This is a genomic window from Candidatus Marsarchaeota archaeon, assembly GCA_023485295.1.
In the GTDB taxonomy this organism is placed as follows: domain Archaea; phylum Micrarchaeota; class Micrarchaeia; order Micrarchaeales; family Micrarchaeaceae; genus Micrarchaeum_A.
Window position 1 is genome coordinate 56,822 of sequence record JAMCZQ010000006.1, and the last position, 13,408, is coordinate 70,229.

A 13,408-nucleotide genomic window follows, 5' to 3' on the forward strand; every position below is an offset into this window, starting at 1 on the left:
AAGGCATAACAAATTATGCATAAAAGCCTTAAAGCGCAGAGTGCCATTGAATTTATAACGACGTATGGCACTGTGCTGCTGATAATAGCAATAGTAATATCTGTGCTTTTTCTATTCATTTCTCTCCCGAAATCGCTGCTGCCTACGGAATGCAATTTCTACAACACGTTTGGCTGCTACGACTCGCTGTATGGGGATAACAGCTCTGGCACAATTCTTCTCGTTGTTGCAAATTTCCAGGAGCCAGGCATAGTCAATATAAGCAATTTCAGTGCAAACATAAACAGCGTAAGCAGCACATCCGGCTATTGCGCGCCGCGGGTTGCACTGCAGGGGCAGAAGGTTTACTGCCTGGCGTACTTTGCCGGAAAGAAGTTGGCACCAGGGGCAGTATATTCAGGCACGTTCAGCATGTTTGCGGATTACTGCGCAGTTGCGCCTAGCGAGATATCTACAGCTTATTGCCCTCCGCCCAACGCGACTAGCCATGCCAGCTTCGGCGGCTATATCAGGACCAACGGCGTAAACGAGGAAATAGGCGGAATTTATGCAGTGCCTGTCAACATAAACGTAAGCAATTTCAACTTCTTCGATTATATATTGATGAATTTCATAGAGCCTGGATACCAGGTCAGGATAGATTTTAATCCGGAAAACGTATCGTATAAGCCCCATGAGGTGCCAAACCTGGGAAACATTAGGTTCTTTTACAAGAACGAAGAGCTTTATGACTGGTGCGAAAATTGCAACGAAAGCATGACCAGCAACGCAATATTCTGGGTTAAGCTGCCGCCTGGCACATTTAATACGCTGAACTGCTTCTTTGGCACGTGCCCGTCAAATGTGACCATTTTCATGTATTTCACGCCCTTGAGCACGCAGTTCACTGGTGTGCATTCAGGGCTTGCGCCGCAGCTGACGCCAGTGTACGGGCAATATGACAACGGAGAAGCGGTCTTCAATTATTACACCGATTTTGCAGGCACTGGCGTGCCTGCCAACTGGGTTGATGAACTAGGGGACAATTACACGATAGACAACGGGGCGTTCTTTTCAGGAACCACACTGCTTCAGAAGGTTAACGATTTCCCATTGGACCTGTATAACCTTACAGAGGCACGCATAACCCTTTTTAGTGCAGGCGCAGGTGGCATAATAAGCGGCATTAACGGAACCGGGAAGGACAATGACAGATGCGGCTTCGGGCCTTACAACGACACATGGATTTACGTAGGCCATGGCACTGGGCAGCTGTGCTATGGCGAAACCTTCGGCCTTGAAACCGGCAATTCCACTATAGCTTATTTTGGCACTCCTTCCGGAGTAAGCAGCGCTGTGCCAAGCACAGGCACTTTTACAATAGGCCTTGGCAATAGCTTTTCGTCAGCTTATTACTTCTACAACAGCTCACTGCAGACTGACGGCAGCCTGCCTGGGGGCATCTTCGGCTATTTTGGCATAGAAAACAAGAATGCCGATTTCAAGGTTAGCTGGGTAAGGTCCATTACAATGCTAAGCGGAGGCGCAATGCCAACCATAACATTCGGGCCGATACAAAAAGAGCCATACACTTGATTGCCCTCAGACCATTTTTGATGCAATCTCCTGGGCGGCTATGTCTATCGGGTTTATTATGTGGCTTACACCAACGCTCTTGAGATGCTTTTCCATGTCTGGCGTTTCGGCTATCACTGATATGGGCTTGCTAGGCGCAAGGTTCTTGGCTATTATCGCTGCGTAAAGGGAGCGCGCGCTGTCGCTTGTGTCAACGACTATGTACTTTGACTTGTCAAGCTCGAACTGCTTCATGTCGTCTTCGAGCGTTTCGTCGGCTATGAACGCCTTGTATCCGTAGCTTTTTATCCTGTCAAGCGTTACCTTGTCCGAAACTATCACTATGAACCTTGATGCCTTCTTCTGCAGCATTTTGGCCAATGCGGCATTCGTCGATCCATAGCCTATGAGGATTATATGGTTCTTTAACGCCCTGCGCTCAAGCGCAGACACTCTTCCAGTCATATTTTCTATTCTCGAATTCACAAAACCACTTGATATTATGGTTACGGCGCTAAGAAACACGCTTAGGCCCACCAGTATCAGTATTATGACAAACGCCCTTGCTATGGGCGCAACTGGCACTATGTCGCCATATCCGACGGTCCCTAGCGTAACCACTGTAAAGTATAATGCAGTTAGAAGCGAATGTATTGGCACGTTGAAGTCTCCCCTGCTGCCCAGCTCGTAAGTTATTATTGTCCCTGAAAACAGCACTGCAAGGATTATTAGTCCGTAAACTAAAACCTGCGCTTCTATTTTCATTTTATGCCAGCCCCACGCAAATCTTTTTATAACAAAAGCTTAATTTATTTATGTGACTTGGCTTAAATATCTTTTTGCTGGGATCGCAGCAGCGCTCATAATCGCAATAATTGCAGCGTTTGTTGTCGCATCGCAAAGCAGCGGCCATGGGGAAAAGGCTGCAAGCCCTGTTCCAGTACTGCTTTATACTGTTGGATTCCCTGAAGAGTTTGGCTCGGTCTATGTGGGCAGTGCTGATCTTAGCGCCAAGTACTTAAATCACAGCGCGTACGGGCCTAAGCTTAGCTTCGAACCGCTGCACGATAGTATTTCTTTTGTTGCAAATATTAACAAGAGTGAAACGCCATACGAGCTGGAATATAATTTTTCTAGCGTGAATTTTTCAGTAAGAGGCGAGCCAGTATCGGCCAGGCCAAGCTCTTTTTACTTTAATTACTCTTTGCCTAGGCATGCGCAATACAACGCAATCGCGATAAAATTGGCTTTCTTGCCGCTTGAAATTTACGGTAAGAACACAAGCTTTTACCTAGTGCCTGCTACTTATTTCAGGCAGTATATGGGAAACGTATCTGACGCATACATAAGCATGCAGAATGCAAGTTTTATTCCGCTGCAGAACTATTCGAAATTTTTAAGGGCTAATCTCAGCCTTGCAGATAACGGCTCTGCAATGCGCATAAGCATAAGCAACAATGGCAGCGCGCCGTTCAACTTGAAATATGTGCTTATATCCGGGCCGTTCTTAATGCAAGGCAATGCTGCTGCACTACCTGCTGCAAACTACTCCAAGTCCCAGGAAAGCTTCCTTTATTTGATAGATGGAATAAGCAGGCTCGGAATAAACATGAGCTCCAACACCACTTTGTCTTATATACAGACCAATGGTTCCAGGATTGGCAGATTAGAAGACTATGTGAAAAGCGCACCTTATATGCAGGATAATATTTCAGCAATGTTCAACGCCACGCTTAATGTGTCTAGGCTTGCATACCTTGAGCAGATAATGGAAAACAGCGGCTATTACTATGCAATGCATGCGCTGAACGACTTTGACCCGTATAATTATACCGTAAGGGTTTATGCATCAGGGCTGAATGCCTGGTTTGATTCCTACCATGGCATTCTGGCTTTATACGCAGCTAAAAACACGACTTTGCAGACGCCAATATCAGAAAGCGAGCTTGAAGGCCAGGCATTCGCCATTCAGCCTTCAGGGAGCAGGGACCTTACAGTAGCGCTTGGAAATTTAAGCGGCATAGGAAAGCTGAAAGCCCTGCAAGGCAGCTATTATTCGACGCTTGTTTTCGGGTCTGGCGGGCAGTATGCAATAGAGACTAACGCAAGCGCATAATCAACTTCGCAGCAATGGGTTTTTGCCTTGGTGCAGTATTTTGCTTGCTGAATACCTTATTTCCTTGTATTTGCTGTTTTTTGAAAGCCACTGTATTGCCTCCATATCATGCCAGTGGTAGAGCCCAGTGGCCTGCGTGACAATATCCTGCTCTTCGAATATGCGTATTAGGGTTCCGTGTCTTGGCTCCGAAGTCACGGCGCCCATATATATCACTATGCTGTATTTTCTCTTATAGCCAGAGCCAAAAAGCATATCGTCCAGCACAGCGTCGACTTCCGGCGTTTTCGTGTCTATGTTCCTGTTGAGCAGCGCAAGGGCTACCGCATACGGATTGTCCCAGTTGGCAATGGCATGCAGTATGAAATCCTTGTTATTCGCAACTAGTGCCATGTACTCGATTATCTCGCTATAATTGGAGTACTGTATGCTCACGGACTGCAGTTCACGTTCATCTTCAGAATACAGCCTTGGCAGCACCCTTTGGAATTGCTCGTAGGTTGCAACATTTTTTCGCATCATGAAGATGCTTGACCTGTCATCTGTGTTGTGCTGGTCTATCCTCTGGTATATTATCTGCTCGAATGGGTGTTCCGAACGCATGCCCCGCCCGTATAGGTTTTGCGCTTTGTAGTCGTACCTTACTTTTGACTCTGCCATGCGGTAAAATGAGCGCGACACGTCTTCGAAGACCTGCTCTTTTGTGTATGGCTTTGGATCGATGCGTGAAAAATCCTTAAACACTTCGTTGAACATACTATACCAATACGCAAATCAATTATTTATTATTAGCTTTCCGGCTTTTTGACAATTAAGTTGACAGCATTTGACTGGCGGCAGGCTGCAAAACCTTCAATCAGCAAGGCACCTAAAGCATTTTTGAATGCTTGCAAAAAGCGGCAAAGCCATAATTGCAGTTCCTGCGGCTATCCAATCATAGGCAATTTGGGAAAATGCTGTGGAAACTGGCACAGGCCTGTGCCTGCGCGTATTGCCGCATGGCAAAGAGGCATTATTTGTACAAAAGTAATAAATAATTGAAATAGTCCTTCTTAAAGCTAAAAGTTAGAATAGCTTGGGTGAAAAAAGATGCCAGTAGAATTGAAGAACAGGGAAACTGCAAGGAAGGAAACGAAAAACACAATATCTGACAGGAGCGAGATAGAAAACGCACAAAGACTCGCAGACAGAATCATATACCTTAAAAATCATAATATCAAAAAATATGAGGATGGCGCAAGCGAAGCGGTGCTCGACAACGTTAAGATTTGGCTCAGTTGGATAGCTAAGGTGAACAAAGGCAGCCTGCATGAGCTTGAAATGCTTAAAGCTGCTGCGAGCTCTTCAAACTTCCTAAACATGAAAGAAGAACACGTCAGGGATTACGGAGTGCTGGACCACATTATAAGGCTCGAAGAAAGGAAGATTGACCTGCGTGACCCAGCAGCGAACTTTATGGTTGCAATACGCGACCAGGACGATCTCATCAGAACGCTTGCACTGATGAAAGAGGAGTACAAAGGCACAACGATAGGCAAGCTCGCTGCACATGCGATTGATGTGGAGACAAAGATAAAGAACACCATATCAAACAAGCTAGACGACCTGATGGAGCACTCCATGAGGTGAGCCTGTGCAATGCGTATTCTGTACGCTTGCGGCTGAGCATGAAAAACACCTGTTCGACGGACGACATTGTTATGCCGTCCTGGACATAAATCCTGCTTCGAGAGGGCATATGCTTGTCATAACGGACGAGCATTATGAGACCCTGCTTGAAGTTCCGGATGACGTTGTAGCTGAGCTTTTTATAGTGGCAAAGGCCCTTGGGGCCAAAGCTGTCGAAAGGCTTGGCGCGTCAGGCCTGAACATAGGCACCAACATAGGCAGGATTGCCGGCCAGGAGATAATGCATACGCACGTCCATATAATACCAAGATATACAAATTCGTGGCCGCATGGAAGGAAGCGCCTTTCCGATGCAGAAGGGGGCGAGCTTTTTAATCTTTTGAAAATTGATAGCATTTAAATGGCTTTCTGGAAGCTTGGAAATGTTTAAATAGGCTGAAAGCCGTATAATAGAGTGGTGATACAATGGCCAAAAAAACTTTTGCGTGCAAGGACATAGGGATGCAGTGCGGATTCACAGCTGAAGCGCAGAACGAGAAGGATCTGATGCAGAAGATTGCAAAGCATGCCAAAGAAGCACATGGCATGAACAAGATTGACGATGCAACCATGAAGAAGGTGCAGGCTGCTATAAAGACTGTTTAAAGCTGTTTCTCTGTTTTTAATTTTTCTTGTTTTTATATTTTTCTGATTGATATAGTATTGTTTTAGGTTTAGAGGTGTCAATTTGGCCAAAATGCCCAAGCAACTGCAGGACCATATGGAAAAGCAAGGCTACCATTTTGTAGGGCAGCATTCTGCAGTGAAGATATGCGAATACACCGCTAACGGCCTTCGCGGGGAAACGCTGTGCTACAAATACGCTTTTTACGGGATAAAGAGCTGGCAGTGCATACAGGGCACCCCTGCAATAGGCTGCGACATAGGCTGCAGGTTCTGCTGGAGGCTTATCCCTGAGGAGGAGGGTTTCAAGTGGAACGAGCTCAATGCAGTGAGCGAATGGGACGACCCGGAATTCATAGTGGAGAACATGATAAAGGAGCAGCGCAGGATTGTAAGCGGTTTCAAGTCCATAGCAAACAACGATTTGAGGATGAAAAGGTGGAATGAGGCAAACGACCCAAAGCACGTTGCAATAAGCCTTACAGGCGAGCCGACGTTCTATCCAAAGCTCAGCGCCCTTCTTAGGGCCTTCCACAAGCGCGGCATAAGCACGTTCTTGGTCAGCAATGGCACGCTGCCCGAAGCGATTGCAAGGCTTGACCCGCTCCCTACACAGCTCTACATATCTCTGCAGGCCCCTGACGAAGAAAGCTACATTTATGTGACTAGGCCAAAGATAGCGAATACGTGGGAGAGGTTCCTGAAATCCCTTGAAATGCTCTCAAAGCTTAATACGCGCACTGTGCTAAGGATGACGCTCATAAAAGGGCTCAACATGACAAATCCTGAAGGCTATGCAAAGCTCATATCGCTTGCAAGGGCCAATTACGTAGAGGTAAAGGGCTTTTCATACGTTGGAGGGGCCAGATCGCCTGAAAGGGGCCTGAGCCTGGCAAGCATGCCAAAGCATGATGAGATAAAGGCGTTTGCAGGCGAGCTTGCTAAGCTGACAGGCTATATGTACACAGCGGAGCACGCTCCAAGCAGAGTAGTGCTTCTGTCAAGGGATGAGCCCTCCGCAAAGAGCAGGATAATAGATTTCAGCAAAATACACTGATTGCTTGCTCAGCTCTTTTTTGCAGTATTCTCCTGGCCCTGCAGGTATATCTCGGTTGACAGCTTGAACCTGGATACCGAATGTGCAACAACTTTGCCGTTGCCGTTGAATTTTGCAAGGAAAAGGCCTACGCCCCCGAACATCGCGGTCTTTATGTTGTCCACGAACGTTATTTTGTATTTTAAGGAGGCGTCAAAGCCCGCTATGTGCCCAGGGTCTATTTCAAGGGGGTCTGCGTCAGATACGTTGTATTCTATCACATCACCAGCGACGTGCAGGAATACCATGCCAGGGCCGACAAACCTTTGCAATATCAGGCCAGCTCCGCCAAAGAATGCCGAGCCGACGTTTACGAGCTCTATGCTGAACTTGACGCTCTCTTCGCAGGCTATGAACGCGTAATGCTCGGCTATGAACTGCTCCCCGTCCCCGAGGTTCACAGCGTATATCTTCCCGGGTATTATGCCTGCCATATTGATTATGCCGCCGAAATCGCCTGCGCGGAATTCTGTAAGAAAGCCTGACGCGCCCGTAAATTTGCGCTCTATGGCGCCGACGACGCCCCCTGCTAGCCTCGGGGTCATCTTTATGTCGGAAGACTTGCTTATTAGCTTTCCCGAATCCGAGTAGACTGCCTCGTTCTTGTCAAGCTTTATGTTTATCGACTGCATGCTGTTTCCGATTATTTTATACTCCATTTCATTCACCCTTTTTGCACTCCTATAGCATTGCCTGCGTAGAATATATGCCTTTCAGAGCCGCAGCTTGTGCACTTGACTACAATAAAATCTGATGTGCTTGAAAGCCTGATGCTTGAGCTTACGCCAGGGACCATTGGCAGCAGGCATCTTTTGCAGAATTCCTTTTTCCTTTCCTTTATGCGTATGTTGTAATGCCTGGTTATGCGCATTGCGATTGATACGTACCTGCGCGAGAGATTTTCGTTGCCTCCAAGCAATGCGGCTTTTGCGTACGACAAAAGGAGCGCTATGCGCTCGATAGCTACGCTGGATATGACTTCCTTGCTTTTTTGGCTTTTTCTCATTGGATCATTATTTTACGTTAAGCTCCCTAAGCACAGAATGTATGCTGGTCTCCAGGTCGGCTGCTGCTTTTATCGATACGATGTTCCTATCGATTTCGAAATCTGCATTTGACGGCTCCCCGTGAAACAGCGATACAAGCCTGAGCGTTTCGGCATTCTTGTCCACTGCAAGCTTTCTCCCCTTTACCACGTTGGCCCTTGCAACGACCTTGATGCCATTGCCTATGGCCCATATCTGCTTCGCATTTTTGTCAAAAAGCAGCAGCATATCTAACAGCGGCCTGAATTCGTAGAGCTTGTATTCGTCTATGCCATCGCCATTTACGATTATTATGCCATCGTATTCCGAAGAATCAGCAGTGGATGCATGCAAATCCGGCTTTACTACTGCGCCGTGCTTTCCTACGCACTCGCCTTTTGCATAGCTAGTTAAAGCATATTCTATGCCCCACTTGTCAAAAAATAGCTTTAGCATCGAAAGCGTTTCGTCCTGGAAGTCTTTTGGGGGTATGAATATAAGCATGCGCATTGCAATCATAACAATATCTATCAAAAACTTTATATTGCTTGCCACTGCCGCATTGCATTCAGCGGTTCAGCGGTTTTCAGAAAGAGCGGGATACCCTTGCAAGCCTGTGGCCCTTTGCCTTCAATTCTATTTCGTAGAATACGCCGAACGCCATCTTGTGCACTGTGAAGTTCCTGTCAAGCAGCGACTTGTTTAGCATGGAAAGCATTATTGCAGCTTCCTGCAATGGCGCTGGCTCGGAGAAGAGGTGCGCAAACGGATTCAGCACCAATTGGCCCACTTTTACTTCTGCTGCTATTTTCTGTATCTCTGCAGTGGCCTTGTCTATGACGTCCTCCTTCCTCAGCTCGTCGCCCTTGTCGAAGCTTATGAACAGGAGCAGCGATTCCCCGACGCTTAAAGGCTCGCCCTGCTCTATGACGCTTGACCTGCCATGCTCCTTTGGCACTGCATTGAAATAATCAACGTGCCAGCACAGGAATCGCATTATTTCATCTTTTCTATTGCTGAAAGTGCTGCCTCCTTAACCATTTCCTTTGAATGGTCCAATGAAGTGGTGCCTGCTTCGGCAGATATGTTTACTCCGTAATAGCCGTTGTTTATGTCTGCTATGCCTATTGAAAGGTTGCGCACTGCGGCCTTGCCCTTGCCTGCATGGGAAGCGAATTCCTTCATGAAGGCCTTCTTGAAAGACGCAAAGTCCTTAGCAATGGGCAGCTCTACGCGTTGCTTGAATGCAACATATTCGCTGCGGTTGTGGTTGAGTATGGCTGCTTGGAGCAGTATGCTGTTTGGTATGTATACCTTTGAACCGTCTTCCGAAAGCAGGTATGAATAAACTACGCCTATCTTTTCTACAACCCCGGTAAATCCAGGTATTATCAGCTCGTGCGGGAACGTTGGGGGCATGTTTGAGTACTGCCATGTTGTTATTGTAACTCGCTCGCCGAGCCTGAAGGGCCTTGCAGCTATGATCTCCAGCCCGGCAAGTATGTTTCCAAGGGTGTTTTGCGCGGCAAGCCCCACCACTATGCCTAGGAAGCCTGCGCCGATCAGCAGGCCAGTTACATTTATCTTAAATGCGTAAAGAACACTTATCGCTATTACCGAATACGCAACTACCCTGAACAGATCTGCAATCATGTTGCCCTCTTCGGCTATGAAATGCTTTCCCGCTATCCTGATGCCGTGCGCTACTATCTCTATTACTATTATGCCGAATATTACAATTAGCGCTATGTGCATGTATTGCAGGTATTGCGGCGGCACTACGTGCAAAGCGTCTACAGCCTCTGAGAGCAATACCCCTATTATTATGGCTATTATGCCTATTGCAAGGTTTCGCTTAAATCCGCCCAAAAGAAACATCGCTTAGCTTTCCATGTACGGAGCCAGGTAGTAAGCAACGCTGGCATCGCCTATCTTGTACTCGACCTTTATCGGCTCGTCCGATTTTATTGACATCTTTATTGAGGAGTTAGACGGGCATGCGCTCACTATGCGCTCCAAATATTCAAGGTTGAACGTCGCAGAAGAGGGCTTGCTCACTTCTATCTTCCTTATTGCGTCGGTAGAATTCAGGTGCTCTTCTTCGAGCTCGCCGGCATCGCCCTTTGCAGAGACTATGAATGAGTCCTTCTCTGCCTTGAAGCCTATGTACGTGGAAAGCAGGTTTGCGTCCTTGAGGATGTCCTTGAAGGAGTCGCTTTTGACTTCTACCTGCGATTCGAATTCCACCTTTGGCTCTTTCTCCACATCCTTCTTTACATCGATCATCGGCAGCTTATAGCGCCTGCGGCTGTGCTCGCCTATGAACTCTATCGAAAACTTGTTGTTTGAATCCTTCATTTCAAGCTGCTCCCCGCTCCTGGCGCTTGCCAGTATCTTGCTCAGGTTGTCAAGGTTGAGGCCTATGCTTGCTGCTTTTTCTATATCGTATTTCGAAAAGGCCTTGTTTGGCATTGAGAAGGAAACCATGCTTATCCCGCTTGGATCCATGGCCTTCAATGATATGCCATCTTTTGATATGTTGAATGTACCCTCGTCTATCAAGCTGACTATCGAATCAACGCAATTTTTCCAATATCTTGCATCGTCTATTTTTATCTCAAACATGGCATCACCAAGCACTGAAAAGCACAGAAAAATCAAAGCAAATACTCTCTTAAATGGCATACAAAAATATTTAAGAGTTCCTTTATCGGAAGTTGCCATTGTTTTGGCCATGCGCTGTGCTGCGCACGCATGCTGTTTACACCATTAAAAGCACAGAAACAGAAACGTATTTAAACATATCAGCCCCATTCTGCATGGTGATAACAATGGGAGGAAACACTGAGCATCCATAGTTCCATTTTGATGTGAAATATGAATATTTGGTGATAACAATGGGAGGTCCAGGATCAAGCGGAGACTGAATTGATTTGTATATTAAAAATAATTTCTAATTTTACCTAATTTTATTCCTTTGTGTGATAATGCAAGGGCTTGCCTAGAATATTGCTTCGCTTCCAGATGTCTTGGAAGTATATGCAACAGAGGGCCCGATAGGCTTCATGGTAAAGGCGCGTTTTGACGGAGAGAAAGAGCCTGAGGAAGTCGCTAATTACATAAAGAAGAACGTTTCAAAGGATTACGGCACTCTTGTGAGTTACATAAACTTCAAAAGGTGCAGCAAATGAAGATAGCGCATTGGTACTACAAGCACTTCAACAACGAAAAGCTCATTGAAGAGCTTTCAAAGCCTGTTGAAGGCGAATACGTGGTATTGAAAGAGGGCAACATGCTAACGCGGGTAAAAAAGGACGACCTCCCGGCTTATATAATGAACCTGAAAGAGATGAGCGAATACTACAGGCAAAGGTACGAGAAGTGCGTAAATGAATATGGGCACCTATGCAAATTCGAAGCAAAAGAGCGCAAATAGCTCATTGTGATCCTTGCCTGTTTCATTGCGCATGCGAATAGGTAATGCGCCTTCAGGGCAAATCTTTATTATTTGCTCTGCAATATTATTGCTGGTGCATGATGCTGTTCGGCGCTGATATCCTTGATTGCAAAATGAACATGCGCAGGCGTGCCAGGACTTGTTGCCGAAGGCCGGTGCAACTTATTTAGGTATTAGCATGAGACCCTTTGTTAAGGTTGCAGGCCTTACGAAACGCTTCGGCAAGGGCATTGCCCTTGAAAAGCTGAGCTTGGACGTGAAAGCTGGCATAACTGTGGTCCTTGGGCCTAACGGAGCAGGAAAGAGCACGCTGCTCAGGTGCATGGCAGGCCTTTACAAGCCTGATTCCGGAAGCGTAGAAGTCCTTGGAAAAGACCCTTATTACGACAGTGCAGTCAGGGGCCGCATAGCTTTTATGCCTGACAACTACGGGCTCTATGATTTCCTTAGCGTAAGGGACAACATAAGGTTCTTCGCAAGGCTTTACGGAATAAGCTATGGAGATGCGGACAAAAGGCTGAAGGAAACGCTAAGCATGCTTGACGCCAGCGAATATTTCAACTACAAGGTGGGAGCCCTTAGCCGAGGGACCAAGCAGAAGATACTCCTTTGCAAAGCAGTGCTCAACGATCCGGAAGTCATACTGCTGGACGAGCCAACTGCTTTCCTTGATGCAAGCAGCTCTGACAAGGTAAGGAGTTATCTTTCCGGGCAGGCAAAGGCAGGCAAGGCCATAGTGTTCGTTACGCAGAGGATAGACGAGGCGACGAGGTTTGGCTCAAGGATATTCATGATACGCAACGGCAGGAAGGTTGTCGATACCGGCATTGACAAACTGTTCTCTTACATATTGAAAAACAGCAGCATAAACGTGCGCTTCGCAAGACCAATAGATAGCAAGCTTGTTGAGCGCAGCGGCCTGGCCGGTTCCTGCGTATTGAAAAGCCCGATAATGGCCAATATAAGGATAAAAGGCTACAGAGACATAAGCACTGCAATAAGCAGGCTTATCGAGGCTGGCGCTTTCATTGCAAGCGTTGACTACGCAGAGCCGTTGCTTGAGGACCTTTACACAGGTGGTTCGAATAATGAATAAGGCATTGGTCATAGCAATAAAGGACATGAAGGAGGTGTTCAGCAGCCCTTCGATATACGGGCCGATGCTTGGAGTGCCTATATTCTTCTCGATAGCTCTGCCGTTCCTTACGGTTTATGTGGCGCTTCACGCTGCCCCAAGCATAGCAGCAAAAATCGCGATAACACCAATTGTTGCAAGCGCCGCAAGCATAAAGAGCCTTTCATTCATGTACTTTTTTGCAATAAATGTCCTGGGACCCATATTCCTTACCATACCGATATTTACTGCTTCTGTCATAGCAGCTGACAGCTTTGCCGGCGAGAAGGAGCGCAAAACCTCAGAGAACCTTCTGGCTTCACCCATAAGCAATGGCGAGCTGCTCCTGGGCAAGGTTTCCGCCTCGTTCATACCAACTATATTGCTTACTTTGGCGGTTTTTGGCATATACGGAGGCACGGTCAACATGCTTTCAATGAGCGAATTCGGGGAGTACATACTGCCAACGCCTACGTGGCTCATGATGCTTGCAAGCGCGCCCTTCCTTGCGCTTGCTGCGATAGCGATAGTGGTTTTCGTATCCGCGCACGTAAAAGGCATAAAGGAATCCCAGCAGATAAGCACGCTGCTTGTGCTCCCTATATTGCTTATACCGTTCATATCCATACTCGGCATAGCAAACCTTGACGTCGCGTTCTTCGCCTATGTCATAATTGCATTGGCTGTGGTGGACGCCCTTATATTATACATAAGCGTTAGGAGCTTTAGGAAGGAAAAGATACTTTATTAGCGG

18 protein-coding genes are annotated in these 13,408 nt (G+C 46.8%); 10 read left to right on the forward strand and 8 right to left on the reverse strand.

Annotated features, from left to right (window positions below; genetic code table 11):
- The first annotated feature begins 15 nt into the window (after nucleotides 1-15).
- Nucleotides 16-1,575, forward strand: a complete 1,560-nt coding sequence (locus M1125_03050) for a hypothetical protein (GenBank protein MCL5404789.1) — start codon at nucleotides 16-18, stop codon at nucleotides 1,573-1,575.
- A gap of 6 nt (nucleotides 1,576-1,581) precedes the next feature.
- Here M1125_03050 and M1125_03055 read toward each other — a convergent pair whose 3' ends face one another.
- Nucleotides 1,582-2,319 carry an NAD-binding protein gene (locus M1125_03055; GenBank protein ID MCL5404790.1) on the reverse strand — a complete coding sequence of 246 codons (738 nt, stop codon included), beginning with the start codon at nucleotides 2,317-2,319 and terminating at the stop codon, nucleotides 1,582-1,584.
- 52 nt (nucleotides 2,320-2,371) lie between these two features.
- Here M1125_03055 and M1125_03060 point away from each other — a divergent pair, with 52 nt between their 5' ends.
- A complete protein-coding gene (locus M1125_03060) occupies nucleotides 2,372-3,670 on the forward strand; it encodes a hypothetical protein (GenBank protein ID MCL5404791.1) in 1,299 nt (432 codons plus the stop codon).
- Here the strand turns inward: M1125_03060 and M1125_03065 are convergent, their stop codons facing one another.
- Nucleotides 3,671-4,426, reverse strand: coding sequence for a hypothetical protein (locus tag M1125_03065; GenBank protein ID MCL5404792.1), 756 nt, complete (start codon nucleotides 4,424-4,426; stop codon nucleotides 3,671-3,673).
- Nucleotides 4,427-4,759: 333 nt separating this feature from the next.
- Here M1125_03065 and M1125_03070 point away from each other — a divergent pair, with 333 nt between their 5' ends.
- The 4 genes from M1125_03070 (at nucleotide 4,760) to twy1 (ending at nucleotide 7,019) form a co-directional block, all read left to right on the forward strand.
- The gene (locus tag M1125_03070) at nucleotides 4,760-5,299 is read left to right on the forward strand and encodes a hypothetical protein (GenBank protein ID MCL5404793.1); all 540 of its coding nucleotides are present in this window, start codon (nucleotides 4,760-4,762) and stop codon (nucleotides 5,297-5,299) included.
- A 4-nt stretch (nucleotides 5,300-5,303) separates the two neighbouring features.
- Nucleotides 5,304-5,699, forward strand: a complete 396-nt coding sequence (locus tag M1125_03075; protein ID MCL5404794.1) for an HIT domain-containing protein — start codon at nucleotides 5,304-5,306, stop codon at nucleotides 5,697-5,699.
- Between the two features lie 65 nt (nucleotides 5,700-5,764).
- Nucleotides 5,765-5,944, forward strand: a complete 180-nt coding sequence (locus M1125_03080) for a DUF1059 domain-containing protein (protein ID MCL5404795.1) — start codon at nucleotides 5,765-5,767, stop codon at nucleotides 5,942-5,944.
- 91 nt (nucleotides 5,945-6,035) lie between these two features.
- Nucleotides 6,036-7,019 carry a 4-demethylwyosine synthase TYW1 gene (twy1, locus tag M1125_03085; protein ID MCL5404796.1) on the forward strand — a complete coding sequence of 328 codons (984 nt, stop codon included), beginning with the start codon at nucleotides 6,036-6,038 and terminating at the stop codon, nucleotides 7,017-7,019.
- A gap of 8 nt (nucleotides 7,020-7,027) precedes the next feature.
- Here twy1 and M1125_03090 read toward each other — a convergent pair whose 3' ends face one another.
- Genes M1125_03090 through pcn form a run of 6 tightly spaced genes read right to left on the reverse strand, consistent with a single transcriptional unit; the run spans nucleotide 7,028 to nucleotide 10,708 of the window.
- The gene (locus tag M1125_03090) at nucleotides 7,028-7,717 is read right to left on the reverse strand and encodes a TIGR00266 family protein (GenBank protein MCL5404797.1); all 690 of its coding nucleotides are present in this window, start codon (nucleotides 7,715-7,717) and stop codon (nucleotides 7,028-7,030) included.
- A gap of 5 nt (nucleotides 7,718-7,722) precedes the next feature.
- Nucleotides 7,723-8,064, reverse strand: coding sequence for a ribonuclease P Rpr2/Rpp21/SNM1 subunit (locus M1125_03095; protein ID MCL5404798.1), 342 nt, complete (start codon nucleotides 8,062-8,064; stop codon nucleotides 7,723-7,725).
- A gap of 7 nt (nucleotides 8,065-8,071) precedes the next feature.
- On the reverse strand, nucleotides 8,072-8,638 hold the full coding sequence (locus M1125_03100) for a DJ-1/PfpI family protein (GenBank protein MCL5404799.1): 567 nt from the start codon (nucleotides 8,636-8,638) through the stop codon (nucleotides 8,072-8,074).
- Nucleotides 8,639-8,669: 31 nt separating this feature from the next.
- Nucleotides 8,670-9,080 (reverse strand): hypothetical protein, encoded by a 411-nt coding sequence (locus M1125_03105; protein ID MCL5404800.1) that lies wholly within the window; start codon nucleotides 9,078-9,080, stop codon nucleotides 8,670-8,672.
- Nucleotides 9,080-9,952, reverse strand: a complete 873-nt coding sequence (locus tag M1125_03110) for a mechanosensitive ion channel family protein (GenBank protein ID MCL5404801.1) — start codon at nucleotides 9,950-9,952, stop codon at nucleotides 9,080-9,082. Before M1125_03110 ends, M1125_03105 begins: the two co-directional genes overlap by 1 nt.
- Nucleotides 9,953-9,964: 12 nt before the next feature.
- Nucleotides 9,965-10,708 (reverse strand): proliferating cell nuclear antigen (pcna), encoded by a 744-nt coding sequence (gene pcn, locus M1125_03115; protein ID MCL5404802.1) that lies wholly within the window; start codon nucleotides 10,706-10,708, stop codon nucleotides 9,965-9,967.
- Between the two features lie 404 nt (nucleotides 10,709-11,112).
- On the opposite strand from pcn, the gene M1125_03120 reads away from it, so the two are divergent.
- The 4 genes from M1125_03120 to M1125_03135 all read left to right on the forward strand — a co-directional run bounded on the left by M1125_03120 (nucleotide 11,113) and on the right by M1125_03135 (nucleotide 13,405).
- A complete protein-coding gene (locus tag M1125_03120) occupies nucleotides 11,113-11,274 on the forward strand; it encodes a hypothetical protein (protein ID MCL5404803.1) in 162 nt (53 codons plus the stop codon).
- Entirely contained in the window at nucleotides 11,271-11,519 is a 249-nt protein-coding gene (locus tag M1125_03125) for a hypothetical protein (protein ID MCL5404804.1), read from the forward strand. Before M1125_03120 ends, M1125_03125 begins: the two co-directional genes overlap by 4 nt.
- Nucleotides 11,520-11,718: 199 nt before the next feature.
- On the forward strand, nucleotides 11,719-12,636 hold the full coding sequence (locus tag M1125_03130) for an ABC transporter ATP-binding protein (protein MCL5404805.1): 918 nt from the start codon (nucleotides 11,719-11,721) through the stop codon (nucleotides 12,634-12,636).
- Nucleotides 12,629-13,405 (forward strand): ABC transporter permease subunit, encoded by a 777-nt coding sequence (locus M1125_03135; protein MCL5404806.1) that lies wholly within the window; start codon nucleotides 12,629-12,631, stop codon nucleotides 13,403-13,405. The genes M1125_03130 and M1125_03135 overlap by 8 nt, the downstream gene beginning before the upstream one ends.
- Nucleotides 13,406-13,408: the final 3 nt, after the last annotated feature.

Bases quoted from the DNA above. Each gene is read 5' to 3' on its own strand.
- M1125_03050 (MCL5404789.1), top strand. From the start codon at position 16: ATGCATAAAAGCCTTAAAGCGCAGAGTGCCATTGAATTTATAACGACG.
- M1125_03055 (MCL5404790.1), bottom strand. From the start codon at position 2,319: ATGAAAATAGAAGCGCAGGTTTTAGTTTACGGACTAATAATCCTTGCA.
- M1125_03065 (MCL5404792.1), bottom strand. From the start codon at position 4,426: ATGTTCAACGAAGTGTTTAAGGATTTTTCACGCATCGATCCAAAGCCA.
- M1125_03070 (MCL5404793.1), top strand. From the start codon at position 4,760: ATGCCAGTAGAATTGAAGAACAGGGAAACTGCAAGGAAGGAAACGAAA.
- M1125_03080 (MCL5404795.1), top strand. From the start codon at position 5,765: ATGGCCAAAAAAACTTTTGCGTGCAAGGACATAGGGATGCAGTGCGGA.
- twy1 (MCL5404796.1), top strand. From the start codon at position 6,036: ATGCCCAAGCAACTGCAGGACCATATGGAAAAGCAAGGCTACCATTTT.
- M1125_03090 (MCL5404797.1), bottom strand. From the start codon at position 7,717: ATGGAGTATAAAATAATCGGAAACAGCATGCAGTCGATAAACATAAAG.
- M1125_03095 (MCL5404798.1), bottom strand. From the start codon at position 8,064: ATGAGAAAAAGCCAAAAAAGCAAGGAAGTCATATCCAGCGTAGCTATC.
- M1125_03105 (MCL5404800.1), bottom strand. From the start codon at position 9,080: ATGCGATTCCTGTGCTGGCACGTTGATTATTTCAATGCAGTGCCAAAG.
- pcn (MCL5404802.1), bottom strand. From the start codon at position 10,708: ATGTTTGAGATAAAAATAGACGATGCAAGATATTGGAAAAATTGCGTT.
- M1125_03125 (MCL5404804.1), top strand. From the start codon at position 11,271: ATGAAGATAGCGCATTGGTACTACAAGCACTTCAACAACGAAAAGCTC.
- M1125_03130 (MCL5404805.1), top strand. From the start codon at position 11,719: ATGAGACCCTTTGTTAAGGTTGCAGGCCTTACGAAACGCTTCGGCAAG.
- M1125_03135 (MCL5404806.1), top strand. From the start codon at position 12,629: ATGAATAAGGCATTGGTCATAGCAATAAAGGACATGAAGGAGGTGTTC.